Raw genomic sequence first — 24,031 nt, 5'->3', positions numbered from 1 at the left:
CCGGACCATTCGAGGCGGGGCCGGGAATGGACCACGCGTGATGGCGTATCAGATGGGCAGATTCTGTGTCGACTCTGTGGAGTTCCGCTAGATCGACCGAGAGGATGTGATGATCACCACGGCGCGTAATGCAAGGTAACGGTCAGTGAAGTTTATTCCGCATTTACCTGTGCTTTACGGAAGCAGTGACTCGCCTGCGATCAACCGCGCAGTTCATGAGGACCTGCCACAAACACCCATGAAATCAAGGCAGTTGGTTGCCGTTCTGCAGCACTTTGCCCCAAGAGGGTCCGCCACCGGCGCAGTTGGCGTCGACCGCGCACAACACTCTTTACGGTTCCCGCTGTTACTCGACTCATTCGACGCCCTCGCTTTGCGAAGCGTGACGGCAGCGCCCTCGTGAGCCATCATCGGCTGGCCCGGCCGAGCCCTGTCCCGCGCCGGTTCCACAGGGGGAAGGGGAACTCGCCCGATGACGCGCAAGGAGCGCAACGGGCGTCGCGTGCCCGGCGGACGGACCACCGCCGTCGTACTCACCGCGGCGCTCGCTGCCACCGGCATCACTTTCATCGGCCTCGGCCTGGATGAGCCAGGCCCGCACGGCAGGTCGAGCGGCGACCGGAAGGCGAAGCCGGTGACCGACGCCGCCGCGCTCGCGCGGGCCGCGAAGACCGGGAAGCCCGTCGAGGTCACGGCGCTGCGTACGGCGCGGTCCACCACCTGGGCGCGTCCCGACGGCAGGATGGCCAAGAAGCTCTACTCCTCCCCGGTCCGAGCCAAGGTGGGCGGCGAGTGGAAGGACATCGACTACGACCTCCGCCGCACGGGGAACGGCTGGGAGCCGAAGGCCACCAACACCAGGATGGTGTTCTCGGCCGGCTCCGAGGCGACGCGTGACAGGACGCGTGGCGACGAGCAGCGCACCTCCCGGTCCACTGTGCAGCGGGTCTCCCTGCTCAAGAGCCTCAGGACGGTCGCCGCCGACGCGAGCACCCTCGTCACCCTCACCGTCGACGGCCACGACATCCACCTCACCTGGCCCGGCGTGGTCCCCGCACCGATCGTCGACGGCTCGCGCGCCCTGTACCCGGAGATCTTCCCGGGCGCCGATCTGGTGCTGACGGCCGACGACGACGGCTTCGCGCAGTTGTTGGTCCTGAAGAACCGGCAGGCCGCGGCCGACCCGCGCGCCAAGCAGCTCACCTACGGCATCACCTCGGCGGACCTGTCGTTCCGGCTGAACCCGAGCACCGGCGTCCTCGCCGCCGAGGACGCGGACGGTGAAGAGGTCGCGCTGTCACCGACGCCGCTGATGTGGGACAGCAGCGGCGCCCCGGCGGTCACCGACGGCTCGGTCGGCGCCTCCGTGCAGCCCACCGACCCGGAGAGCCCCGACGCCGAGGACTCGTCCACCCCGACACCGGGCGACGACGCGAGCGCCACCGAGGAAGAACTCGTCGAGACGGACGAGCAGGTCGACCCGGACCCCGAGGAGCTCCCGGTGGGCACGGACGACCCCGCGCCCACTCCGTCGGACTCCCCGCCGCCGTCCGCACCGGCAGAGCCGACGCCCGAGCCCTCGCAGTCCGGCTCGGCGGCCACCCTCGGCCTGCCCGGTCTCGACGGCCCCTCACCCGACTCCCGCGGCGAACTGGTCGAGACCGAGCTGTCCGGAGGGAACTGGCTCCTCACTCCCGACCAGGACTTCCTCCGCGACCCGGCCACCACGTACCCGGTCTTCGTCGACCCGTCGGTCAAGAAGCAGGTCCAGAACTGGACCACCGCGTACAGCCGGCACCCCAACGCCACGTTCTACAACGGCAGGGGCTTCAACAAGGGCGGTACGCACGAGGCCCGGGTCGGCTTCGAGTCGGACACCTGGGGCACCTCGCGCTCCTACTTCAACATCTACTTCGACAAGGACCTCAAGGGCACGAAGATCGTGTCGGCGACGCTGTACATGCTGGAGACGTACTCCTGGTCATGCAGCGCCCGCTCGATGAGCGTGCATCTCACCGCCAAGGTCAGCGGACGGACCAACTGGAGGAACGCGCCCAGGCTGCACGACGGCAACAAGATCACCACCAAGAGCTTCGCGCACGGCTACAAGTCCGGTTGCCGGGACGCCTGGGAAGGCTTCAACGTCCGTACGGCCGCCCAGAAGAAGGCCGACGAAGGCCGGGACAGCATCACGTTCGGAATGCGCGCCCGCGACGAGAACTCGCAGTACGCGTGGAAGAAGTTCCTGGCCAACGGGGAGTACCCGCCCGTGCTCGAACTCGTCTACAACCGCAAGCCCACCGCTCCCACCTCCCTCGACCTCGGCCCCGACGCCAAGTGCACCACCACGCAGCCGTACGTCCGGATGGGATCGGGCAGTCTGACCTTCACCGCCAAGGCGTCCGACAAGGACAAGAATCTCGAATTCCTCGACTTCGACCTGTGGCCGCACGGCAAATGGGCCTCGACGGGCGATCTGCTCGGCAAGACCGGCAAAGTGACCGTGGGCGGTGACAAGGACACCGCGCTGAGGACGACCGACGAGTTCTCCACCGGCAAGCTGACCAATGGCACTCTTTACTCATGGCGGGTGCGGGCCCGGGACGACGCGGGATCGTTCTCCCGGTTCTCCCCGGCCAAGACACCGTGCCGCTTCGTCCTCGACACCGCCGCACCGAAGTTGCCCAAGGTCGGCTCCACCGACTTCCCCAACGCCGACACCGACGAGAACGGCTTCGGCAGCGGCGCCGACGACTCGAAGTGGAGCACCAAGAAGTTCGGCACGGCGGGCAGCTTCACCGTGCGCGCCCTCAACACGGACGTCGTGCGGTACGAGTACGGATTCAACTCGCCCAGCTACCCCTTCCATCTGGACCGGAAGGCCGGTACCGCGGCCACCGTCAGTGCCACCCTGACCAATGCCAAGCCGCCCACCGCAGGGCCCAACGTGCTGTACGTGCGGACCGTGGACGGCGCCGGCAACGTGTCACAGCCGACGAAGTACTTCTTCTACGTCTCCCCCCGCGACCAGGCCGACTCGCCCGGCGACTTCACCGGGGACAAGCTCCCGGACCTGATGGCCGTCACCGAGGAGGGCAACCTGTCCCTCTACCCGTCCCAGGCCACCAACGACCTCGCCAAGGGCTCCGGTGACCTGGACTACTCGATGGCCGGCGCCTACCGGGCCAACCCCGACAAGGATCCGAACGGCGACGACCTGCCGCCGTACGTCGGCGTGCCCTCCGGGCACTTCAAGGGCGCCCTGATCACCCACAACGGGGACATCTACGGCGGTGACGGTCTCCAGGACCTGGTGGTGCGTGTCGGCGGCAGGCTGTGGGTGTATCCCGGCGACGGTTACGGCGCCGTCAACATCGACAAGCGCGTGGAGATCCTGCTGCCCGAGGGGGCTCCCAGCCCGGCCTCGCTGACGCAGATCGTCTCCACGGGTGACGCCACCGGCGACGGCCGCACCGACTTCTTCGCCACCGCGGGCGACGAACTCTGGGCTCTCACCGGCTACCACGGCGCCACGATCGACCAGGCGATCCGGCTGTCGGCCTCCGCTTGGACCGAGCGCGACATCGTCACCGTCCTGGACATCACCGGCGACGGGGTGACGGACATGGTGTACCGCACCGACGTCCACTCCCAGCTCATGCTCCGCAAGGGCAAAGCGGCGAGCGGCGGCGGCACCGACCTGGACTCCCTGTCGTCCGGCGCCGACTCCTCCGGCGGCACCGATCTTGAGTACGGTTCCGCCGGCTGGTCCAACGCCAACGTCCCGCTGCTCATCGGAACGCCGGACGCCAACGGGGATGGCATCCCCGACATCTGGACCGTGCGTTCCGACGGCTCGGTCCGCTTCTACGCCGGCGGCAAGACGGTTCTGTCGGGCTCCGGTACGGAGATCGTCGCACCCGCGAGCTACTGGAAGACCCGGATCGCCATCGGCTGACCGGAGTACGGGGAGGGGCCGGTCGCGGAAAGCCGCGGCCGGCCCCCCTTCGCATGCCCGGTTCCACCGTCCCCCCGACCGCGCCATGCACGTGCTGTCGCTCCCACCACCCCACCCACCGACGCTCTAATCTGACGACATGTCAGACAATGAGTCGTACGAGCTGCTCGGATTCGACAACCTCCTCCTCCCCGTCGGCGACCTCCCCCAGGCCGTCTCCTTCTACGAGCGGGCCGGGTTCGACGTGAACTTTCGGCTGGACGAGGCCGGGATCGCGGGGCTGAAGGTCGGCAAGGAGACGCCCGGGCTGCTGCTCCGGGTGGAGGAGGAGCTGCCGCAGCGGCCGCCCGCGTGGGCGTCCGCGCGGGTGTGGCTGGAGGTGCCCGACGCGCGGGCCGCCGCGCGGGCCCTCGCGGCGTCGGGAGTGGCCCCGCTCGACGCGCCGTTCTCCGTCGCCACCGGATGGACCGTCGAGTTCGCGGATCCCTGGGGGAACGTCATCGGCCTCACGGACTACAGCAAGCGGCCGGAGCTGGCCCGCACCGGATGACCGCTTGAACGTGTTCAAAAAGGGGTCTACAGTCTCTCCCAGGACGCTTTGAACGCGTTCAAGAAGCTGGGAAGGGGTGGGGACATGGACCTCACGGTCGTCGCGTATGTGGTCTATCTGCTGGTCAGCGTGGGGCTGACGGTGTGGGTGGCGCGGACGTTGAGCAGTAACGGGCGGATCTTCCTCGGGGATGTGCTGCGAGGGAACGAGAAGCTCGCGGACGCGGTGAACCACCTGCTGGTGGTCGGGTTCTATCTCGTGAACCTGGGGTTCGTGGCGCTCTACCTGAACGCGGACGGCGCCATCGACAGCCCGCGCGAGGTGTTCGAGGCGGTGTCGGCGAAGCTCGGGGTGGTGCTGCTCGTGCTCGGGGCGCTGCACCTGGGGAACGTGTTCGTGCTGAACAAGTTCCGGCGGCGGGGCGTGATGGAGCGGGAGCAGATGCCGCCGGTCGCGCCGCAGGGCTGGGCCGCTCCCACGGGGCGGGTATGAGCACCGTGGCCGAGCCGGCCACCGCGGACCGGGGCGCCGAGCGCGTCCCGGTCCGCGGGCTCACCGTGCTGTACGACGTCGGGTGCGGGCTGTGCGCCTTTCTGCGGGGATGGCTGGGCAGGCAACGGCAGTTGGTGCCGCTGGAGTTTGTGGCGGCGGGGTCGGAGGAGGCTCGGCGACTGTTCCCGTCGCTCGACCACGGGGCGACGCTGGAGGAGATCACGATCGTGGGGGACGGCGGCCAGGTGTACCGGGGGTCCGCCGCCTGGATCGTGTGCCTGTGGGCGCTGCGCGAACACCGGCCGCTCGCGCACCGGCTGAGCACCCCGGCGGGGGCCCGGTTCGCGCGTACCGCCGTACTCGCCGCCGCGAAGTGGCGCGGTACCCACCGGCAGCCCGGCTCGGGCTGCGGGAGCGGCGGAGCCGAGCTGAAGGGATGGGCGTACGACCGGCGCTACGGATGGCTGTACCGCCCGCCGGACTGCGACACCGGTACCTGTTCGACTCGTTAGGCTCTGCCCGTGCCCGCAGTGAACGACAGCCCCAGCCCAGAGCCCGGCGCCGACGAGCCCGGCGCCGAATCCGGCGCCGAATCCGGCGCCGACGAGCCGTACACCGACCCCTCGCCGGGGTCCGGGCAACCCGGCCCCAAGGGCTCCGCCAAGTCCGAGCAGACCCGCGCGCTGATCCTGGAGACCGCGCTGCGCCTCTTCCAGGAACGCGGGTACGACAAGACGACGATGCGGGCCATCGCGAAGGAGGCCGGGGTCTCCGTCGGGAACGCGTACTACTACTTCGCCGGCAAGGAACACCTGATCCAGGGGTTCTACGACCGGATCGGCGCCGAGCATCTGGTGGCGGTGCGGCCCGTGCTGGAGCGGGAGAGGGATCTGGAGGCGCGGATCGCCGGGGTGCTCAAGGCGTGGCTGGACGTGGCGGAGCCGTACCACGAGTTCGCGGCGCAGTTCTTCAAGAACGCGGCCGATCCACAGAGTCCGCTCAGCCCCTTCTCGCCCGAGTCGGAGGGGCCGCGCGAGGAGTCCATCGCCATCCACCGCGAGGTGCTCGCCGGGTCCAAGGCCAAGGTTCCGGACGAACTCCGGGAGATCCTGCCCGAGTTGATGTGGCTGTCCCTGATGGGGCTCGTCCTGTACTGGGTCTTCGACCGCAGTGAGGGGCGCGCCCGCAGCTACCGGCTCGCCGAGCGCGGCGCCCGGCTGACGACCCGGGGCGTCTCCCTCGCCCGGTTCCGCGCGCTGCGCCCCCTGGTCCGCGAGGTCCACGAGCTGTTCACGGACTTCCTGCCGGGCATGACGAAGGTGCTGCCGGATCCGGGGGCGGCGGGGCGGAAGGACTGATCAGGACCTGACGATCCGACGGGGCCGGGCCGGTGACCTGCCGGGTCGGGGGGCAGGCGACCGGGCGGGCCCGCGGAGGGGGCGCGGGGCGGGCTCGCGGAGGAGGGCGCGGGCAGGTTCGTACGGGTGACGGGGCGACCGGCGATGGCTTGAAATCGACGGTCGCACCGCCGCGTCCAGGGACCCCGAGACACCACGCGCTCACTCATGCGCCCGCCCACTCATGGCCCTCCTCACCCGCCGAAACACTCCCCCCGGGCGCTACGGCACCCCCACCAACGCCCACACCGTCTTCCCGTGCCGCCCCCGGCTCCACACTCCCCACGCCGCCGCGATGTGCTCCACGAGCCGTAGCCCGCGCCCCGTCTCGGCCCACTCCCCCACCTGCTGGAGCCGGGGCTCGGCCGTCCCCTCGTCCGAGACCTCGATGAAGCAGGAGCCGTCCGCCAGCGCGGTCACGGCCACCTCGAACTCCCGCTCCAGCAACGGGCCATGGCGTACGACGTTGGTCGCCAGCTCGGAGACCACGAGCACGATGTCGTCCAGGGCGGCGGAACCCTCCCCGTGCCCCCAGTCGACCAGGTGTTCCCTCACGCGTCGCCGGACCAGGCCCACGGACGCCGGATGGCGGGGCAGCCGGAAGGAGTCGCGTCTCAGCACGTTCGCTCCTCACCCCGAACCCGCCCCCGACACACGAAGATGCGCGGGGCGGACGCGTCGTGTCACTCCCGCGCTCACCCGACCCGCGAGTTCGCGTCAGGTGTCACGCGGCTTCCGTCATATCCACGGCCGGATCAGATCCATTCCAGCCGCCACAGCCGGAACACGCCGGTCCCGTCCGACAGATACTGTGCCCCTCCCACGTCCTCGCTGCTGAGCACGTACTCCTTGCGCTGCCACAGCGGGATCATCGGCACGTCCTGCGCCACGACCTCCTGCAGCTCCTTGAAGTCGGACACGGCCCGGCTGCGGTCCGCGTAGCGCTGGCTGTCCTTGATGAGACGGTCGGCCAGCTCGCTGCTGTAGCCGTTGCTCAGGGAGCCGCCGGTGCCGACGAGGGGCCCGCCGAAGGTGTCGGGGTCGGGGTAGTCGGCCACCCAGCCCACCCCGTACGCGTCCAGCTTGCCCTCGGCGTACCTCTTCTGGAACTCGGTCCACTCGTACGCCTTGGTCGTCACGTAGAACAGCCCGCTCGCCTCCAGTTGCTCCTTCAGTTCGGCGGCCTCGGCGGCGGACGAACCCCGGCCCTCGGCGTAGCCGTACGTGAAGCGCACCGGCATGCTGACGCCCGCCTCGTCGAGGAGACGGCGGGCCCGCTGCGGGTCCGGCTGGGGGTTCGCGTCGAAGAACGAGGTGGTGTGGCCCGTGATGCCGGCCGGGATGAGTGAGTAGAGCGGGTCGGTGGTGCCCTGGTAGACGTCGGCGACCAGCTTCTCGCGGTTGATCAGCGCGGCCATCGCCTGCCGTACCCGGCGGTCGTGCAGGGGCGAGTCCGCCCGCACGTCGAGCACGAGGTTGCGGGTCTCGGTGCTGTCGGCCTCGGTGACCCGCTGGTCGGGATCGCTGGGGGACAGGTCGGCCAGCGTCCTGGGCGGCAGCGTGCGCGTGACGACGTCGACCCGCCGCGCCTTCCATGCCTTCTGCAGCGCGGCCGAGTTCTTGTAGTAGCGCATGAGGACGGGACTGCCGGTGGTGGTGCGGGCGATGCCCCGGTAGGCGCGGTTGGGGGTGAGGCGGGCCTGCTCGTTCGTGAAGGAGGTCAGGGAGTACGGGCCGGTGCCGTCGGCGCCGGCGTCGGTGCGCAGCCGGTTCGTCGGGTACTTCGTGCGGTCGACGATCGACCCGGCGCCGGTGGCCACCTTGAACGGGAAGGTGGCGTCCGGCGAGGAGAGACGGAAGTCGACGGAGAGCCCGCTCGCGGTGACCGACCGCAGGGTGTCGAGCAGCGTGGCCGGACCGACCTCCGCGTTGATGCGCTTGACCCGGTCGAAGGAGTACTTGACGTCCTTGCCGGTGACCTCGCGGCCACTGGGGAACGTCAGGCCCGGACGCAGGGTGCAGCGGTAGACCAGGAGGGCGTTGCCGACGAACGCACAGCTCCTCGCGGCGTCGGGCACCGGTACCGCGCCGCCCGGTTCGAAGGTCAGCAGTGACTGGAACACACTGCTGAACATCGCCCAGGAACCTGCGTCGTAGGCGCCGGCCGGGTCCAGCGAGGTGACCGTGTCGGTCGTGCCGACGGTGATCGTCCTGCTCTCGTCCAGCTGGGCGGGCAGCAACTGCCAGCCGCCGATCGCCGCGACCGCCAGCACCAGCAGCGACGCGAGAATCCGTAAGCGAACCGACCGCATCGGAAGACCCTCCCAAGAACCCCACCCGGCCCACTGCGCACAGTGGTTTCGCGGTGGCGCCGATCACCTAACCACAGTCGGCTGTGTTGGCGGAAGGCAGGTTTTGTTGAATTGAGAAAGAACTAGGTAAGCGTATTACCCATGCATGACAGAAAGGTTTCGGAACCTTATGCAGAAAGGCTTCTGACGTCCCGTCATGCCTGCTTCGACGCCAATTGCACCAGCGTGATGTCCGACGGTGCCCCGACCCGCACCGGGGGTCCCCACGCGCCGGCGCCCCGGCTCACGTAGAGCTGGGTGTCGCCGTAGCGCTCCAGACCCGCGAGGGTGGGATTGGCCGCCTGGGCGACATACGTCATCGGCCACATCTGGCCACCGTGCGTGTGTCCGGAGAGCTGGAGGTCGACGCCGTGGTCGACGGCGTCGTGGATCTGGACGGGCTGGTGCGCCATGAGCACGACGGCCCGCGACGTGTCCCGGTCGCCGAGCGCCTTGGCGAAGTCCGGGCCCTGGCCCTCGTCCTCGCCCGCGATGTCGTTCACCCCGGCGAGATCGAGATACGGCAGCTCGCGACGGGCGTTCTCCAGCGGGGTCAGGCCCAGCCGGCGCACCTCCTCCACCCACTGCTCGGCGCCGGAGATGTACTCGTGGTTGCCGGTGACGAAGTAGCTGCCGTGGCGCGCCTTCAGTCCGGCGAGCGGCGCCGCCGCGGGGCCGAGGTCGGCCACGTCGCCGTCGACCAGGTCGCCGACCACCGCGATCAGGTCGGGCTGCGTCGAGTTGATCGTGTCGACGACCTTCTGCGCGAAGCCCCGGCCCAGCATCGGCGAGAGGTGGATGTCGCTGACCACCGCGATCCGGAAACCGTGGGCCGCGCGCGGCAGTTTCGCCAGCGGCACGGTGACCCGCTTGAGCTTCGGGCCGCGGACGACGCCGTAGGTGCCGTAGCCGACCGTACCGACGGCCGCGGCGGCGACGGCCCCGCCGACGACCCGGGAGACGAACAGGCGACGGGAGGGGTCGGTGGGGGCCGCGGGGGCGGGCGGGGTGGTGGAGGCGGGCGGGGCCGGGGGGTCCGCAGCGGGGGCGGCGGGCGCGGCCGGCTGTCCGGTATCGGTGGCCTCCGCGGGCTGGGCTCCCGCCGGTACCGGCTGCGGCTCGGGTTCGCGCACCACGGGCTCCTGGTCCGGCGCGGGCGCCGGGGCGCGCCGCGCCACCAGACGGCTCACCAAGGGCCGTACGAGCTCCCCCGCCAGCAGGGCCAGCAGCAGGTACAGCGAGAGGGCGAGCCACATGAAGCCCGGCCAGGTCAGCGTCCGCTGGAGCCAGAAGGGGGCGTGGGCGCGCTCGGCCGCGAATCCGGCGAACATCAGCACCGGCCCGACGACGAACACCACCGTGCCCACGCGTCTGGCGAGGCCCGGCCCACGTGTCGTGTCGCGCACCAGACGGCGCCACGCGTACCAGTGCAGGGCCCCGAAGGCGCTCAGCACCAGCAGAGCGACAAGGACGAAGACAACGATCATCACGTCGTACTCCCGGTCACGCGGTCCGGCGAAGGGCGCGCACTCCGCGCAACCCGATGACCCCGATGGCCGTCCCAAGAGCAAGGGAGACGACGGCGAGCGTCAGATGCACCCAGAAGTACGCCGTCGGATCGCCCGCGTCGTCGAACGCGAGCCCGCTGCCGTCCTTCCACAGGTTCTTGATGAAAGTGGTCCAGATGACCCAGCTCCACACCCCGAAGGCGAGCAGGAACCAGGAGAGGGGGCGGCTGAGCTTCATGCGTTCAGTATCGCCGCCGGCCGCAGGGTCCTCGCGCCGGGGTGCGAGCGGGGGCGCGAGTTGGCGAGAACGAGCCACGGCGCGCTGCGGTGGGATTTACCGGTCGGAGCCATGTACTTTCTCGATCGTGCCCGCCTCCAAGAAGACCGCCAGGCGCCCCCTGCTGGTCACCTCAGCCACCCTGCTGTCCCTCTCCCTCACCTCGCTGACACTGACGGCCGCACCGGCCTTCGCGGCGAAGCCGTCACCGAGTTCGAGCGCCTCGCCGTCCGCGACTCCCCCGGCGACCATGTCGACCGTCGGCGGCGAGCAGCTGGGCAGGCCGGGCACCCAGGCGGCCCTCGGCAGCGATGCGCCGGTCCTGCCCAAGGACATCAGCGCCCGCTCCTGGATCGTCGCGGACGCCGAGTCGGGCGAGGTGCTGGCCGCGCACAACGCGCACTGGCGGCTGGCCCCCGCGAGCACGCTGAAGATGCTGTTCGCGGACACGCTGCTGCCGAAGTTCAACAGGGACGACGAGCACAAGGTCGTCCCCGCCGACCTGGCGGGCGTCGGCGCGGGCTCCAGCATGGTCGGCATAAAGGAGGACGAGAAGTACACCGTCCACGACCTGTGGCTCGGCGTCTTCCTTCGCTCCGGCAACGACGCGGTCCATGTCCTGTCGGCCATGAACGGCGGCGTGAAGCAGACCGTCGCCGACATGAACGCGCACGCCGAGGAGCTGCAGGCCCTCGACACGCACGCCGTCAGCCCCGACGGCTACGACGCCAAGGGGCAGGTGTCGTCGGCGTACGACCTGACCCTGTTCGCCAGGTCGGGGCTGCAGAAGAAGGACTTCCGGGAGTACTGCTCCACCGTCCGGGCGAAATTCCCCGGTGAGACGAAGAAGGGCAAGAACGGCAAGAAGAGCCGCTCCTCCTTCGAGATCCAGAACACCAACCGGCTGCTCACCGGGGACAGCGGCCTCGACTCCTACCAGGGCATCGCGGGTGTGAAGAACGGCAACACCACCAACGCGGGTGCCACGTTCACCGGGGTCGCCGAGCGGGGCGGCCGGGTCCTCCTCGTCACGGTCATGCACCCGGAGAAGAACGAGCACAACCAGGTCTACAAGGAGACCGCGAGCCTCCTCGACTGGGGGTTCAAGGCGGCGGGCAAGGTGACGCCGGTGGGCGAGCTGGTGGCGCCCAAGAGCGCGGAGAACTCCGGCGGAAGTGCCGAACCGAGTGCGCGGCCGGGGGCCACCGACTCGGCGTCCGCCTCCGGCGGGGCGGGGGGCAAGTCCGTGGCGGCGAGCGCCTCCGGCGGGGGCGGCGGCGTCGGGATCGCGCTCGGGATCACGGGAGGCGTGCTGGTGCTGGTGGCCGGCGGCGTGTTCCTCGTGAACCGGAAGTGGCCTCTGCGGGGGCGCAGGTAGGGCGGACGGGGAGCGGCCGTGGGTCGCTCCCCGGCGTGTGGGGCGTGGGTGCGCTGCGGCTGGTCGCGCGGCAGCCCCTCGCCCCTCACTCGTCCGTTGCCGGTTCCGGTGCCTCCTTGCTGCTCTCCGCCGTCCAGGCCGCGCAGTACAGCAGGAGCTTGGTGGTGAAGTTGATCCACAGGAGCAGGGCGATGGGGACGCCGAAGGCGCCGTACATGCTCTTCGAGGCGATGCCCTGCATGTAACCGCTGATCAGGAGCTTCAGGAGTTCGAAGCCCACGGCTCCTATGAGGGCGGCCACGACGAGGCGGCGGCGGGGCGGATGGACGCCGGGGAGCAGGGTGAGGACGTAGAGGAGGAGCAGGAAGTCGGCGAGGACGGCGACGGCGAACGCGGCGACGCGCAGGAGGATGCCGCCCCAGCCGTCGCGGTCGATGCCGAGCTGGTCGGCGAACCGGCCGACGGCCCAGGAGGCGGCGGTGGAGGCGGCCAGGGAGACCAGGACCGCGCCGCCGAGGCCGACGAGGACGCCCATGTCCTTGGCCTTGGCGAGGACCGGGTTCTCGTCGGGGTCCGGCTTCTCCCACACCGCGCGCAGACAGCCGCGCATCTCGCCGACCCAGCCGATGCCGGTGAACAGCAGCAGCGCGCCCGCGATGACCCCGACCGTGCCGGCGTTCTCGACGAGGCCGGCGATGTCGAGCTGGTCGGAGATGCCGGGCACCTGCTCGGCGAGCCGGCCCTCAAGGTCCTGCTGCCTGTCCTTGCCGAGGGTCGCCGCGGCGACGGCGGCGACCACGGTCAGCAGCGGGAAGAGCGCCAGGAAGCTGATGAAGGTCATCGCGGCGGCCAGCCGGGTCCACTTCACCCGGTCGAGCCGCTCGTACGACCGCCACGCGTGCGTGGTCATCAGACGCTCCGCCAGGGGGCCCACCCCGGGAAGCTTTTTCAGCCAGTCCATGATCCGAACTCTGCCCCACTCGTCGCCGACCGATGCCGGGTACCCCCGCACCGGTCCGCGCAGGCGCTCCGGACGTCACCGTCCCCGGCGTGGTGGCCGTCGCGTCACCAGTCCGCCACCGCCAGCCCGTACATCGTCAGCCACACCACCGCGATGAGGGCGAGGGCGCGGTCGTGCAGGACGACGTCCTCGGGCTCGCCCGCCGTGCCCCGGTCGGCGAAGACGGCGTAGCGCAGGACGGCCAGGACGAAGGCGACCATGGAGAGCTGGCGCCAGGGCAGGACCCCGGTGGTGGGGACGCCGCCCTCCTCCAGCGCCCACAGGCAGTAGCCGAGCACGGCGACCCCGGCGGCCAGCTGCCAGACGAAGCGCAGGTATCCGGCCGTGTACTCGGTGAGCAGCGCCCGGGTGGCGCCGGGCCGGTCGGCCATCTGCACGGCCTCCGAGTAGCGCTTGGCCGCGACCATGAACAGCGCGCCGAAGCCGGTGGTGATCAGGAACCAGCGCGACAGCGGGATGCCCAGCGCCGGCCCGCCGGCCATCGCCCGCATCAGGAACCCGGTGGTGACGACGGCCAGATCGACGACCAGGACGTGCTTGAGACTGACGCAGTAGGCGAGTTGGAGTGCGAGGTAGGCGGTCAGCAGCACGGCGGTGTACGGCGGGCAGAGCCACGCGGCGGTGAGGGGCGCGAGCACGGCCAGGGCGCCGCCGACGGCGTACGCGACCGGTACGGGCACCTGTCCGGCGGCGACCGGGCGGTGGCGCTTGACCGGGTGGGCGCGGTCGGCCTCGGCGTCCCGGGCGTCGTTGACGAGGTACACGGCGGCGGCGCAGGCCGTGAAGAGCACGAAGACGAGCGGGAGTTGGAGGAGCGCGCGCGGGGTGAGGAGTTCCCCGGCGGCCGCGGGCGCGGCGACGACCAGCGTGTTCTTGATCCATTGGCGGGGTCGGGCGGTGCGCAGGAGTCCGAGGGCGAGGCCGGCCTTCGGAGCCGCCTGCCCGGGGGCCGTCCGCCGCTCCAGGAGGACGGTGCGCTCAGCCACGGCCGTTCACCACCCAGCGTGCGCCCAAGCGCGCGGTGAGCGCCCCGAGCGCCACGCCCGCCGCCACGTCCGACGGGTAGTGCACGCCGGCCACCAGCCGCGAGAGGCACATCGCGGCGGCGAGCGGGGCAGCGGCGGCGAGGACGAGCGGGGCGGCCGGGGCCCCGAGGGCGACGACGGCGACCGCCGCCGCTGCCGAACTGGCGTGCGAGCTGGGAAAGGAGTGCCGCCCGGCGGTGCGGACCAGGGGTGCGACCCGCGCGGGGCGGGGCCGCCGCACCACTCGCTTGACGCCCATGCTGGCCAGGTGCGCCCCGGCGGTCACCGCCGCACCGCGCAGCCACACGCCGCGCCGCTCCCGGTCGACGGCGGCCCCCGCCAGTCCGCCCGCGAGCCACAGCAGGCCGTGTTCCCCGGCCCAGGACAGTCCGCGCGCGGCGGCCGCGACGCGCGGGTCCGCGCCCCGGGCGTGCAGCACGGAGAGCAACCGCCGGTCCAGGCCGCGCACGCCGTCGACGACGTCAACTTCATCCATGCGATGCCACTCTTCTAGGTGATCGTCCGGGAGCTGCGGCAATCTAGAACGACATCCCATTAATCACCCGTTTCGGTGAGGCGACAGAGCGGCCGGGCCGACGTACCCGGTTCCTCCGCATACGCGGCGATACGGTCGCGGGCATGCCAGCCGACGCCGCAGCAGCCCCTCCGGCTCCCCCACCCCCCACCCCCGGCCGGACCGTCCCCGTCACCGGCTGGGGCCGCACCGCCCCGACCGCCGCCCGTCTGCTGCGCCCGCGCACCTACGACGAGGCCGCGGCCGCCGTACGGGCGTGCGGGGCGCGCGGGGGGATCGCCCGGGGTCTGGGGCGGGCGTACGGGGACGCGGCGCAGAGCGCGGGCGGCACCGTCCTCGACATGACCGGACTCGACCGGGTCCACGCCATCGACGCGGACGGCGGCACGGTCCTGTGCGACGCGGGCGTCTCGCTGCACCGGCTGATGGAGGTGCTGCTCCCCCTGGGCTGGTTCGTGCCGGTGACCCCCGGGACCCGCCAGGTGACCGTCGGCGGTGCCATCGCGGCCGACATCCACGGCAAGAACCACCACGTCTCCGGGTCGTTCGCCCGGCACGTCCTGTCCCTCGAACTGCTGACGGCGGACGGCGAGATCCGTACGGTCGTCCCCGGCACCCCGCTGTTCGACGCCACGGCCGGGGGCATGGGTCTGACCGGCGTCGTCCTCACCGCGACCGTACGGCTCCTGCCCGTCGAGACGTCCTGGATGTCCGTCGACACCGAACGCGCCCGCGACCTCGACGACCTCCTCACCCGCCTGACGGCCGGCGACCGCCACCACCGCTACTCCGTCGCCTGGATCGACCTGCTCGCCCGGGGCGCGTCGACGGGCCGCGCGGTCCTCACCCGCGGCGACCACGCGCCCCTGGAGGCGCTGGAGCCGCCGGGATCGCCGTCCACGCGCGCGCGTGAGGGGCACTCCTCGTCCTCACGCGCGCGTGGCGGGATTTTCCCTCGCGGGGACGCGTTCCGCGGGAACACCCTCCGGCGGGGTGCCAGTCCGTTGGAATTCCGGACCAGCCGGCTCCCGGCGCCTCCCGCCCGCGTCCCGGAAGGCCTCCTGGGCCGTACGGCCGTCGGCCTCTTCAACGCACTCTGGTACCACCGGGCCCCCCGGGCCCGCACCGGCGAACTCCAACGCCTCTCCACCTTCTTCCACCCCCTGGACGGCGTCCCGCACTGGAACCGGATCTACGGCAGGTCCGGCTTCGTGCAGTACCAGTTCGTCGTCGGGTTCGGCCACGAGGAGGCCCTGCGCCGGATCGTCGACCGGATCTCCGCGCGCCGCTGCTCCTCCTTCCTCGCCGTGCTGAAGCGGTTCGGCGAGGGCGACCCCGGCTGGCTGTCCTTCCCGATGCCCGGCTGGACCCTCGCCCTGGACATCCCGGCGGGCCTGCCCGGCCTCGGCACCTTCCTGGACACGCTCGACGAGGAGGTCGCGGCCGCCGACGGCCGCGTCTACCTGGCCAAGGACGCCCGTCTGCGCCCCGAACTGCTGACCGCGATGTACCCCCGGCTGCCCGAGTTCCGCGCACTGCGGCGGGAGTTGGACCCGGGCGGCGTCTTCGTATCGGACCTGGCCCGACGCCTCGGCCTCTGAGCGCCGTGGACGCCGTGGAACCCCCTGTCCCCCCCCACACCCAGGAGCTGTCTTGAAGGACGCCTTCGGCACCCCCCAGTCCCTGCTGATCCTCGGCGGCACGTCGGACATCGCGCTGGCCACGGCACGCCGGCTGATCGCCCGCCGCACCCGCACGGTGTGGCTGGCGGGACGCCCCTCGCAGGACCTGGAGAACGCCGCCGTCCACCTGCGCGGACTCGGCGCGGAGACGCACACCGTCACCTTCGACGCACTCGACCCCGCGTCCCACGAGGCGATCCTCGGCAAGATCTTCGCCGAGGGCGACATCGACATGGTCCTGCTCGCCTTCGGCGTGCTCGGCGACCAGGCCAACGACGAGCGCGACCCGGTGGCCGCCGCGCGCGTCGCCCAGACCAACTACACGGGCGCCGTCTCGTCCGCGCTGATCTGCGGACGGGCCCTCCAGGCGCAGGGGCACGGCTCCCTGGTGGTCCTGTCCTCCGTCGCCGCCGAGCGCGCCCGCCGCTCCAACTTCATCTACGGCTCCAGCAAAGCCGGCCTCGACACCTTCACCCAGGGGCTCGGCGACGCCCTCCACGGCACGGGCGCCCACGTCATGCTCGTCCGCCCCGGCTTCGTCCGCACGAGCATGACGGCGGGCCGCCCGGAGTCCCCTCTCGCGACGACCCCGGAGGCGGTCGCCACCGCCATCGAACTGGGCCTGCGGCGGCGCTCGGAGACGGTGTGGGTGCCCGGTTCGCTGCGCCTGGTGATGGCGGCCCTGAGGCACCTGCCGAGGGCGCTGTTCCGCCGCCTGCCGCTCTAGGGGAGGTGGAGGGCTCGCGGGTGGGCGCCCTGCCCCTCCATCGGCGGCGTCAGCGCGTGGGAAGTGTCGTGTCCCCCACCGGCGCCCCCGCCTGCGACGGGACGACCGATCCGCCGAACGCGAACTCGCGCAGCTTGCGCCAGACCGCGTCGGGGCCCTGTTCGTAGAGCGCGAAGCCGGTGCAGGGCCACTGGGCCTCGTACCCGGCGAGCTCCTCGAACGCCCGGTCCATCGCCTCCTCGGCGATGCCGTGCGCGACGGTGACGTGCGGGTGGTACGGGAAGTTCAGCTCGCGTGCCACCGGCCCCGAGGCGTCCCGGACCTGCTTCTGCAGCCAGGTGCAGGCCTCGGCACCCTCGACGATCCGCACGAACACCACGGGCGACAGCGGGCGGAACGTGCCCGTGCCGGACAGCCGCATCGGGAACGGCCGGCCGGCCGCCGCGACCTCGGCGAGATGCGCTTCGATCGCCGGCAGCTCGCCGCCGCCGACCTCGGTCGGCGGCAGCAGCGTGACATGCGTGGGGATGCCGTGAGCCGCGGCGTCGCCGAAGCCCGCGCGCAGCTCCTGGAGCTGGCTGCCGTGGGGCTCCGGGACCGCGATCGACACACCGATCGTTACGGTCCCCACGTCGTCTCCTGTCGTCGTGTCCTGCGCGTGGTCGTGGATCTTGCGGGGCGCACTCCGTCGCACCGGCTATCGACTGTACGGCCACGGCGGTGTTCCGGGCAGGCGCAGCGGGAGTGATGTGCGGCGCTGTCGGTGGTGCGACGGGTGGTGCGGTCGGCGCTCGGGGCCCGAGGTGGTGCGGCTCAGTGCTTGGCGGGCAGGAAGCCCACCTTGTCGTACGCCTGGGAGAGCGTCTCCGCGGCGACGGCGCGCGCCTTCTCGGCTCCCTCGGCCAGGATCGAGTCGAGCGTCTCCGGGTCGTCCAGATACTGCTGGGTGCGCTCCCGGAAGGGCGTCACGAACTCGACCATGGCCTCGGCGAGGTCCGTCTTGAGCGCACCGTAGCCCTTGCCGACGTACTTCTGCTCCAGTTCCCCGATACCCGTACCCGTCAGGGTCGAGTAGATGCTGAGCAGGTTGCTGACGCCCGGCTTCTCGGCGGGGTCGAAGCGGATCACCGTGTCCGTGTCGGTGACCGCGCTCTTGACCTTCTTGGCGGTGGCCTTCGGATCGTCGAGCAGGTTGATCAGCCCCTTCGGGGTCGACGCCGACTTGCTCATCTTGATCGCGGGGTCCTGAAGGTCGTAGATCTTCGCCGTCTCCTTCAGGATGTACGGCTTCGGGATCGTGAAGGTCGCGCCGAAGCGGCCGTTGAAGCGCTCGGCGAGGTCACGGGTGAGCTCGATGTGCTGGCGCTGGTCCTCGCCGACCGGGACCTCGTTCGCCTGGTACAGCAGGATGTCCGCGACCTGGAGGATCGGGTACGTGAAGAGGCCGACGCTCGCGCGGTCGGCGCCCTGCTTGGCGGACTTGTCCTTGAACTGGGTCATGCGGGAGGCCTCGCCGAAGCCGGTCAGGCAGTTCATGACCCAGCCGAGCTGGGCGTGCTCGGGGACGTGGCTCTGGACGAAGAGGGTGCAGCGCTCCGGGTCGAGACCGGCGGCGAGGAGCTGCGCGGCGGCGAGCCTGGTGTTGGCGCGCAGGTCCGCGGGGTCCTGCGCGATGGTGATCGCGTGCAGGTCGACGACCATGTAGAACGCGTCGTGGGACTCCTGCAGGGCCACCCACTGGCGGACGGCGCCGAGGTAGTTGCCGAGGTGGAACGAGCCGGCGGTGGGCTGGATGCCGGAGAGCACGCGGGGTCGGTCAGTGGCCATGCTCACCATTCTCTCAGGTGTCGGGGGGCGTTCCGGAACCGACCGGAAACAGAGGGGACACGGGCGGGAACCGATCCGGCTCGGGCGGTGTACCCATTCTGTGAGAACGCGGGAAGGGGGCCGCATCGTCGATGAGGCCGCGGTGATCGCACGCGTACGCGCCGGGGAGCCGGAGGCGTACGCGGAGCTGGTGCGCGCCCACACGGGCATCGCGCTGCGGGCGGCCCGGGCGCTCGGCGCCGGCGCGGACGCGGAGGACGTGGTGCAGCAGGCCTTCTTCAAGGCGTACTGCTCACTGGGCCGCTTCCGGGACGGCTCCGCGTTCCGGCCGTGGCTGCTGTCGATCGTGGCCAATGAGACGAGGAACACAGTGCGGACAGCGGGGCGTCAGCGGTCCCTGGCCGACCGTGAGGCGGCATTCGTCGAGGCCGAGCCGTTGATACCGTCCTCGGCCGACCCGGCCCACGCCGCGCTGGCCATAGAGCGCCGTGTCGCGCTCCTGGGCGCCCTGGAGAAGCTGAGCGAGGAACACCGGCTGGTCGTCACCTACCGCTATCTGCTGGAGATGGACGAGCCGGAGACGGCGGCGGCCCTCGGCTGGCCCCGGGGGACGGTGAAGTCCCGCCTGAGCCGGGCGCTGCGCAGGCTGGGCCGTCTGCTGCCGGACTTCGAGCCGGGCGAGGCCCTGGAGAAGACGGGAGGAGGTGAGGGAGATGGCTGAGCCCGACAGGCCCTACGGCAGCGAGGACGCGGAGCGGGAGCGTGTGGGCGGCGGCACGGGGAGTGAGGGGCGTGACGTCCGGTTGCCCGAGGAGTTGCGGGCGCTCGGGCGCGCGCTGGACCGGCCGGGGGCCGACGGGGACGAGACCATGGTCGAGCGGGTGCTGGGGCAGATACTCGCCGAGCGGGTGCCCACCCCGGTGGCCGAGCCGCCGGGCGCCGGTGCGCGGCTGCGGGCGGCGCGCCGGTGGCTCGGGCTCCGTCGGCGGGCGCTGACGGCCGCGCTGTGCGGGCTGCTCACGGTGCTCGTCCTCACCCCTCCGGTGCGGGCGGCGGTGGCCGACTTCTTCGACTTCGGCGGGGTCGAGGTGCGGTACGACCCGTCGGCGTCGCCTTCGCCCGGGGCGGGGGTGCCGGGCTGCCCCGACCCGGTCCCGCTCGCCGAGGCAGGGCGGCGGGCGGGGTTCGCTCCGCTCGTGCCGGGTGCGCTGGGGACGCCGGACGCGGTGTCCGTGACGCGTGCGCCGAAGGGCCGCTTCGTGATCACCCTCTGCTGGGAGGAGCGGGGACACACCGTCCGGCTCGACGAGTACGCGGCCCGGCTGGCCCCCGGGTACGGCAAGACCGTGGCGGGTGAGCAGGCCGTCGAGTGGGTCCGGCTGGGCGCGGGCGCGTTCGACGCGTTGTGGTTCCCGGAGCCGCACCTCCTGCGCTTCTGGATGACCTCGAAGGACGGCTCCCGCTTCACCCGCTCCGAGCGCACGGCGGGGCCCACCCTGCTGTGGGTCCACGGCGAGGAGTTCACGCTGCGGCTGGAGGGCGTGGCGTCGAAGGACCGGGCGCGGAAGATCGCGGAGTCATTGGACTGATCGGTCCGGTCGAGGTGGGAACCCCGGCGGTTCGAGCGGTGTACCAGGAGTGACACCGCGAGTGCGGACGGACCGCACCGGGATCGATCGGGGGTGTCGGATGCGTGGACCGCGACACATGGCGGCGGCGTTGGGCGCGTCGCTGGCCGCTCTGACCCTGCTCCTGCTGGGGGCACCGCCCTCGGCGGCGGGCGGACCGACCAGCGTGCTGCTGGTCTCACCGACCAGCCACAGGACGGCTTCGCTGTACGGCTCGGGCAAGCAGTACGACCTCCTGGTCAGGCTCCTCGTCCCGGCCGGCTCCGCGCTCGACGGGAGCAGGGAGAAGGCTCCGGACTGGGGGCCGGAGGGCACCTGGGGAGGTCAGGTCGGCGACATGGTCACCGTGACGTGGATGAGCCATGAGGTGACGGCCTGGCGGGTGGACCGGCTGTACATGTCGGCGCCCGACACGAAGGACGTCTGGATATACACGGGACTGGAAACGGCGGAGGACGCCGCGACCGCGGGCGAGGGTGTCTGGCACAAGGCGAAGCAGTCGGAGGAGCTGCGGGCGCTGCTGCGAGGGCTCGGGGTCCTGGGCGAGCCCTCCGACGGCGCGGTGCAGGGAACGTCCTCGGACGACGCGCTCACCGGTTCCGGTACCGAGACCGGCGGGACGGTCACCGGCACACGCGCCGCCGCGGACGCGTCCGGTCCGGCCGGCCATGCCCGCTGGGCGATACCCGCCCTGGCCCTGGGCCTGCTCCTCGGCTCCGGGGGCGCCACGCTGCTGCTGCGCCGCGCGGCGGCCCGGCACGAGTCCGGACCGCCGCGGGAGCCCCGTCAGGAGCTGTTGGATGCCTGACCGGCCGTGGCGAGGAGGTCAGCCGAGGTCGATCTCCGGGTAGAGCGGGAAGCCGGCGACGAGGTCGGTGGCACGGCGGGAGATCTCGTCGGCGACCTTCGCGTCCAGGACGTGCTGGGCCTTGGAGGGGGCGCCCGACTTGGTGGTGCCGGACTCCGTGGTGGTCAGGACACGGTCGATCAGGCCGGCGACCTCGTCCATCTCGGCGGTGCCCAGACCACGCGTGGTCAGCGCGGGCGTACCGATGCGGATGCCGGAGGTGTACCAGGCGCCGTTCGGGTCGGCCGGGATGGCGTTGCGGTTGGTGACGATGCCGGAGTCGAGCAGCGCGGCCTCGGCCTGGCGGCCGGTGAGACCGTAGGAGGTGGCGACGTCGATCAGGTTGAGGTGGTTGTCGGTGCCGCCGGTGACCAGGGTGGCGCCCCGGCGCATCAGGCCCTCGGCGAGGGCCCGGGAGTTGTCGACGATGCGCTGGGCGTAGTCCTGGAAGGCGGGCTGCCGGGCCTCGGCCAGGGCGACGGCCTTGGCGGCCATGACGTGCGGGAGGGGGCCGCCGAGGACCATCGGGCAGCCGCGGTCGACCTGGTCCTTCAGGGAGTCGTCGCACAGGACCATGCCGCCGCGCGGGCCGCGCAGCGACTTGTGGGTGGTCGTGGTGACGATCTGGGCGTGCGGTACCGGGTCGAAGTCGCCGGTGAGGACCTTGCCGGCGACGAGGCCCGCGAAGTGCGCCATGTCCACCATCAGCGTGGCGCCGACCTCGTCGGCGATCTCGCGCATGATCCGGAAGTTCACGAGACGGGGGTAGGCGGAGTAGCCGGCGACGATGATCAGCGGCTTGAAGTCCTGGGCGGTGGCGCGCAGGGCCTCGTAGTCGATGAGGCCGGTGGCGGGGTCGGTGCCGTAGGAGCGCTGGTCGAACATCTTGCCGGAGATGTTCGGGCGGAAGCCATGGGTGAGGTGGCCGCCGGCGTCCAGGGACATACCGAGCATGCGCTGGTTGCCGAAGGCCTGGCGGAGTTCGGCCCAGTCGGCCTCGGAGAGGTCGTTGACCTGGCGGGCGCCGGCCTTCTCCAGGAAGGGGGCCTCGACACGGTCGGCGAGGACGGACCAGAAGGCGACCAGGTTGGCGTCGATGCCGGAGTGCGGCTGGACGTAGGCGTGGCGGGCGCCGAAGAGCTCCCGGGCGTGCTCGGCGGCGAGGGACTCGACGGTGTCGACGTTGCGGCAGCCGGCGTAGAAGCGGCGGCCGACGGTGCCCTCGGCGTACTTGTCGCTGAACCAGTTGCCCATGGTGAGGAGGGTGGCCGGAGAGGCGTAGTTCTCGGAGGCGATCAGCTTGAGCATCTCGCGCTGGTCGCTGACCTCCTGGCCGATGGCGTCGGCCACGCGCGGCTCGACGGCGCGGATCACATCGAGGGCGGCGCGGAAGGCGGTGGACTCGTGGGAGAGGGGCTCGGCTGACATGGGGACCTCCGGACGTTGCGTTCAGCGTTCACGGTACGGCCCAGGCGCACGGCACTCATCTTTCCCGGGCCGCTCCCCGATGGTCCGTCCCATCCCAGCGCGCCAGTCACGGCCCGCCGATCACCCTATCGGGCGTGGTGGACGCCCGGGCCCGGACGTCCACCATACGAACGACGGCAGGAGGCGGAGGAGAGTGCGGAGGTCAGAGGATCACATGGGGCAGGAAGCGGGCGTACTCGTCGGTGACCAGGCCCGAGGACTCGCGGATGCCGAGGCCCGCCGACTCGTCCTCGACGACCCAGGCGCCGAGGACGACATGGTTGCCGTCGAAGGCGGGGAGGGGGGCCAACTCCTGGTAGCAGCACGGTTCTTCGGAGAGGACGGGGGTGGCGCCCGCCTCGTGGACGGTGACGCCGGCGCCCTCGCGGCCGAGGAGGGGCTTGGCGACGTAGCCGGTGGTGGTGGCCAGTTCGCGGGGGCCGTCGAGATAGGCGGGGAGGAGGTTCGGGTGGCCGGGGTACAGCTCCCAGAGGACGGCGAGGAGGGCCTTGTTGCTGAGGAGCATCTTCCAGGCGGGCTCGATCCACATCGTGGTCCCGGTGCCGCCGCCGTTGTCGAGGGTGGCGAGCACATGGGGGGCGAAGCGGTCGGTGGTGAGCCACTCCCAGGGATAGAGCTTGAAGATGCTGCGGATGAAACGCAGCTTCTTGTCGACGAAACGGTCCGCGAGGCGGTCCCAGCCGATGTCCTCCATGGAGATCCAGTCGGTGTCCAGGCCGGCCTGTTCGGCGGTCTCCTTCAGATAGGCGACCGTCATCAGGTCCTCGCCCAGTTCGTCGCCCGCGGAGTGCGCGAAGTACAGGGGGCTGCCCGGTGGGAGGAGGGAGGCCTGCTTCTTCCAGGCGGCGACGAGGCGTTCGTGGAGGGAGTTCCACTGGTCGGCGCCCGGGAAGCGTTCCTCCATCCAGAACCACTGGGGGCCTGCCGCCTCGACGAGCGAGGTCGGGGTGTCGGCGTTGTATTCCAGCAGTTTGACGGGGCCGGTCCCGTCGTGGCGGAGGTCGAAGCGGCCGTAGACAGAGGGCAGTTCGGCCCGTCGGCGCCACGCCTCGGCGACGAGGCCGGCGAGGCGTGGGTCCGTGATGCCGAGGTCGGCGAAGCGGTCGTGCTCGACGATGTGCGCGGCGGCCGCCAGGCACATGGCGTGCAGTTCCTCGACGACCTCCTCCAGCGCCTCGACCTCGGGGAGCGAGAAGACGTAGTACGCGCTCTCGTCCCAGTACGGGCGCAGGGAGCCGTCGGGGTAGCGGGTCAGCGGGTAGATGAGCCCCTGTTCCTCGACGGTCTCCTGCCAGCCCGGCCGGGGTTCGATGGTGCGGCGTTCCATGGTTCTGCCTCGT

The 24,031-nt window shown here is 71.4% G+C and carries 22 protein-coding genes and 1 riboswitch; of the genes, 11 read left to right on the top strand and 11 right to left on the bottom strand.

Annotated elements, in window-relative coordinates; translation table 11 throughout:
* Positions 1–472: 472 nt before the first annotated feature.
* The 5 genes from H4687_RS28305 to H4687_RS28285 all read left to right on the top strand — a co-directional run bounded on the left by H4687_RS28305 (position 473) and on the right by H4687_RS28285 (position 6,358).
* Positions 473–3,958, top strand: coding sequence for a DNRLRE domain-containing protein (locus H4687_RS28305; protein WP_046915854.1), 3,486 nt, complete (start codon positions 473–475; stop codon positions 3,956–3,958).
* 139 nt (positions 3,959–4,097) lie between these two features.
* Positions 4,098–4,508 carry a VOC family protein gene (locus H4687_RS28300; protein WP_046915853.1) on the top strand — a complete coding sequence of 137 codons (411 nt, stop codon included), beginning with the start codon at positions 4,098–4,100 and terminating at the stop codon, positions 4,506–4,508.
* An 84-nt stretch (positions 4,509–4,592) separates the two neighbouring features.
* Positions 4,593–5,000 (top strand): hypothetical protein, encoded by a 408-nt coding sequence (locus H4687_RS28295; protein WP_046915855.1) that lies wholly within the window; start codon positions 4,593–4,595, stop codon positions 4,998–5,000.
* Complete coding sequence (locus tag H4687_RS28290) at positions 4,997–5,512, top strand: thiol-disulfide oxidoreductase DCC family protein (RefSeq protein WP_046915852.1); 516 nt, start codon at positions 4,997–4,999, stop codon at positions 5,510–5,512. The genes H4687_RS28295 and H4687_RS28290 overlap by 4 nt, the downstream gene beginning before the upstream one ends.
* A gap of 171 nt (positions 5,513–5,683) precedes the next feature.
* A complete protein-coding gene (locus H4687_RS28285; protein WP_225967935.1) occupies positions 5,684–6,358 on the top strand; it encodes a TetR/AcrR family transcriptional regulator in 675 nt (224 codons plus the stop codon).
* 261 nt (positions 6,359–6,619) lie between these two features.
* On the opposite strand, the gene H4687_RS28280 is transcribed toward H4687_RS28285, so the two are convergent.
* The 4 genes from H4687_RS28280 to H4687_RS28265 form a co-directional block, all read right to left on the bottom strand.
* Complete coding sequence (locus tag H4687_RS28280) at positions 6,620–7,018, bottom strand: ATP-binding protein (RefSeq protein WP_046915420.1); 399 nt, start codon at positions 7,016–7,018, stop codon at positions 6,620–6,622.
* A 134-nt stretch (positions 7,019–7,152) separates the two neighbouring features.
* Complete coding sequence (locus tag H4687_RS28275; protein WP_046915419.1) at positions 7,153–8,709, bottom strand: ABC transporter substrate-binding protein; 1,557 nt, start codon at positions 8,707–8,709, stop codon at positions 7,153–7,155.
* Between the two features lie 194 nt (positions 8,710–8,903).
* Complete coding sequence (locus H4687_RS28270) at positions 8,904–10,235, bottom strand: metallophosphoesterase (protein WP_192781828.1); 1,332 nt, start codon at positions 10,233–10,235, stop codon at positions 8,904–8,906.
* A 16-nt stretch (positions 10,236–10,251) separates the two neighbouring features.
* Positions 10,252–10,494, bottom strand: coding sequence for an SCO4848 family membrane protein (locus tag H4687_RS28265; protein WP_005481042.1), 243 nt, complete (start codon positions 10,492–10,494; stop codon positions 10,252–10,254).
* A gap of 127 nt (positions 10,495–10,621) precedes the next feature.
* Here H4687_RS28265 and H4687_RS28260 point away from each other — a divergent pair, with 127 nt between their 5' ends.
* Positions 10,622–11,911: a D-alanyl-D-alanine carboxypeptidase family protein gene (locus H4687_RS28260; RefSeq protein WP_046915417.1), complete on the top strand. Its 1,290-nt coding sequence runs from the start codon at positions 10,622–10,624 to the stop codon at positions 11,909–11,911.
* 85 nt (positions 11,912–11,996) lie between these two features.
* Here H4687_RS28260 and H4687_RS28255 read toward each other — a convergent pair whose 3' ends face one another.
* The 3 genes from H4687_RS28255 to H4687_RS28245 all read right to left on the bottom strand — a co-directional run bounded on the left by H4687_RS28255 (position 11,997) and on the right by H4687_RS28245 (position 14,453).
* The gene (locus H4687_RS28255) at positions 11,997–12,872 is read right to left on the bottom strand and encodes a YihY/virulence factor BrkB family protein (protein WP_050399473.1); all 876 of its coding nucleotides are present in this window, start codon (positions 12,870–12,872) and stop codon (positions 11,997–11,999) included.
* Between the two features lie 104 nt (positions 12,873–12,976).
* Positions 12,977–13,918: a decaprenyl-phosphate phosphoribosyltransferase gene (locus H4687_RS28250; protein WP_050399472.1), complete on the bottom strand. Its 942-nt coding sequence runs from the start codon at positions 13,916–13,918 to the stop codon at positions 12,977–12,979.
* The gene (locus tag H4687_RS28245; protein WP_050399471.1) at positions 13,911–14,453 is read right to left on the bottom strand and encodes a phosphatase PAP2 family protein; all 543 of its coding nucleotides are present in this window, start codon (positions 14,451–14,453) and stop codon (positions 13,911–13,913) included. Before H4687_RS28245 ends, H4687_RS28250 begins: the two co-directional genes overlap by 8 nt.
* Before the next feature lie 143 nt (positions 14,454–14,596).
* Here H4687_RS28245 and H4687_RS28240 point away from each other — a divergent pair, with 143 nt between their 5' ends.
* Together H4687_RS28240 and H4687_RS28235 are read left to right on the top strand one after the other, a co-directional pair.
* Positions 14,597–16,093 (top strand): FAD-binding oxidoreductase, encoded by a 1,497-nt coding sequence (locus tag H4687_RS28240; RefSeq protein WP_050399470.1) that lies wholly within the window; start codon positions 14,597–14,599, stop codon positions 16,091–16,093.
* Positions 16,094–16,145: 52 nt separating this feature from the next.
* A complete protein-coding gene (locus H4687_RS28235; protein ID WP_046917234.1) occupies positions 16,146–16,901 on the top strand; it encodes a decaprenylphospho-beta-D-erythro-pentofuranosid-2-ulose 2-reductase in 756 nt (251 codons plus the stop codon).
* A gap of 49 nt (positions 16,902–16,950) precedes the next feature.
* Here the strand turns inward: H4687_RS28235 and H4687_RS28230 are convergent, their stop codons facing one another.
* Both H4687_RS28230 and trpS read right to left on the bottom strand, forming a co-directional pair.
* The gene (locus H4687_RS28230; RefSeq protein WP_046917235.1) at positions 16,951–17,532 is read right to left on the bottom strand and encodes a 2'-5' RNA ligase family protein; all 582 of its coding nucleotides are present in this window, start codon (positions 17,530–17,532) and stop codon (positions 16,951–16,953) included.
* A gap of 182 nt (positions 17,533–17,714) precedes the next feature.
* Positions 17,715–18,728, bottom strand: coding sequence for a tryptophan--tRNA ligase (gene trpS, locus H4687_RS28225; protein ID WP_046917244.1), 1,014 nt, complete (start codon positions 18,726–18,728; stop codon positions 17,715–17,717).
* A 100-nt stretch (positions 18,729–18,828) separates the two neighbouring features.
* Between trpS and H4687_RS28220 the strand changes: the two genes are divergently transcribed.
* The 3 genes from H4687_RS28220 to H4687_RS28210 all read left to right on the top strand — a co-directional run bounded on the left by H4687_RS28220 (position 18,829) and on the right by H4687_RS28210 (position 21,164).
* The gene (locus tag H4687_RS28220) at positions 18,829–19,449 is read left to right on the top strand and encodes an RNA polymerase sigma factor (protein ID WP_078907590.1); all 621 of its coding nucleotides are present in this window, start codon (positions 18,829–18,831) and stop codon (positions 19,447–19,449) included.
* Positions 19,442–20,317, top strand: coding sequence for a hypothetical protein (locus H4687_RS28215; RefSeq protein ID WP_046917237.1), 876 nt, complete (start codon positions 19,442–19,444; stop codon positions 20,315–20,317). Before H4687_RS28220 ends, H4687_RS28215 begins: the two co-directional genes overlap by 8 nt.
* Positions 20,318–20,435: 118 nt before the next feature.
* Positions 20,436–21,164: a hypothetical protein gene (locus tag H4687_RS28210; RefSeq protein ID WP_225966851.1), complete on the top strand. Its 729-nt coding sequence runs from the start codon at positions 20,436–20,438 to the stop codon at positions 21,162–21,164.
* Positions 21,165–21,182: 18 nt separating this feature from the next.
* Here H4687_RS28210 and H4687_RS28205 read toward each other — a convergent pair whose 3' ends face one another.
* Entirely contained in the window at positions 21,183–22,631 is a 1,449-nt protein-coding gene (locus tag H4687_RS28205) for a glycine hydroxymethyltransferase (RefSeq protein WP_046917239.1), read from the bottom strand.
* Between the two features lie 31 nt (positions 22,632–22,662).
* Positions 22,663–22,751, bottom strand: a riboswitch (ZMP/ZTP riboswitch).
* Between the two features lie 82 nt (positions 22,752–22,833).
* Positions 22,834–24,018 carry a glutathionylspermidine synthase family protein gene (locus H4687_RS28200; RefSeq protein WP_046917240.1) on the bottom strand — a complete coding sequence of 395 codons (1,185 nt, stop codon included), beginning with the start codon at positions 24,016–24,018 and terminating at the stop codon, positions 22,834–22,836.
* Between the last annotated feature and the right edge of the window lie 13 nt (positions 24,019–24,031).

This window comes from Streptomyces stelliscabiei, assembly GCF_014873495.1.
Classification (GTDB): domain Bacteria; phylum Actinomycetota; class Actinomycetes; order Streptomycetales; family Streptomycetaceae; genus Streptomyces; species Streptomyces bottropensis.
Note: the sequence above shows the minus strand (reverse complement) of the source record. Positions and strands in the feature narration are given on the sequence as shown.

Excerpts from the sequence above, each read along its gene's own strand:
- H4687_RS28305 (WP_046915854.1), top strand. The coding sequence starts at position 473 with ATGACGCGCAAGGAGCGCAACGGGCGTCGCGTGCCCGGCGGACGGACC.
- H4687_RS28300 (WP_046915853.1), top strand. The coding sequence starts at position 4,098 with ATGTCAGACAATGAGTCGTACGAGCTGCTCGGATTCGACAACCTCCTC.
- H4687_RS28295 (WP_046915855.1), top strand. The coding sequence starts at position 4,593 with ATGGACCTCACGGTCGTCGCGTATGTGGTCTATCTGCTGGTCAGCGTG.
- H4687_RS28290 (WP_046915852.1), top strand. The coding sequence starts at position 4,997 with ATGAGCACCGTGGCCGAGCCGGCCACCGCGGACCGGGGCGCCGAGCGC.
- H4687_RS28275 (WP_046915419.1), bottom strand. The coding sequence starts at position 8,709 with ATGCGGTCGGTTCGCTTACGGATTCTCGCGTCGCTGCTGGTGCTGGCG.
- H4687_RS28270 (WP_192781828.1), bottom strand. The coding sequence starts at position 10,235 with ATGATCGTTGTCTTCGTCCTTGTCGCTCTGCTGGTGCTGAGCGCCTTC.
- H4687_RS28265 (WP_005481042.1), bottom strand. The coding sequence starts at position 10,494 with ATGAAGCTCAGCCGCCCCCTCTCCTGGTTCCTGCTCGCCTTCGGGGTG.
- H4687_RS28255 (WP_050399473.1), bottom strand. The coding sequence starts at position 12,872 with ATGGACTGGCTGAAAAAGCTTCCCGGGGTGGGCCCCCTGGCGGAGCGT.
- H4687_RS28245 (WP_050399471.1), bottom strand. The coding sequence starts at position 14,453 with ATGGATGAAGTTGACGTCGTCGACGGCGTGCGCGGCCTGGACCGGCGG.
- H4687_RS28240 (WP_050399470.1), top strand. The coding sequence starts at position 14,597 with ATGCCAGCCGACGCCGCAGCAGCCCCTCCGGCTCCCCCACCCCCCACC.
- trpS (WP_046917244.1), bottom strand. The coding sequence starts at position 18,728 with ATGGCCACTGACCGACCCCGCGTGCTCTCCGGCATCCAGCCCACCGCC.
- H4687_RS28215 (WP_046917237.1), top strand. The coding sequence starts at position 19,442 with ATGGCTGAGCCCGACAGGCCCTACGGCAGCGAGGACGCGGAGCGGGAG.
- H4687_RS28210 (WP_225966851.1), top strand. The coding sequence starts at position 20,436 with ATGGCGGCGGCGTTGGGCGCGTCGCTGGCCGCTCTGACCCTGCTCCTG.
- H4687_RS28205 (WP_046917239.1), bottom strand. The coding sequence starts at position 22,631 with ATGTCAGCCGAGCCCCTCTCCCACGAGTCCACCGCCTTCCGCGCCGCC.
- H4687_RS28200 (WP_046917240.1), bottom strand. The coding sequence starts at position 24,018 with ATGGAACGCCGCACCATCGAACCCCGGCCGGGCTGGCAGGAGACCGTC.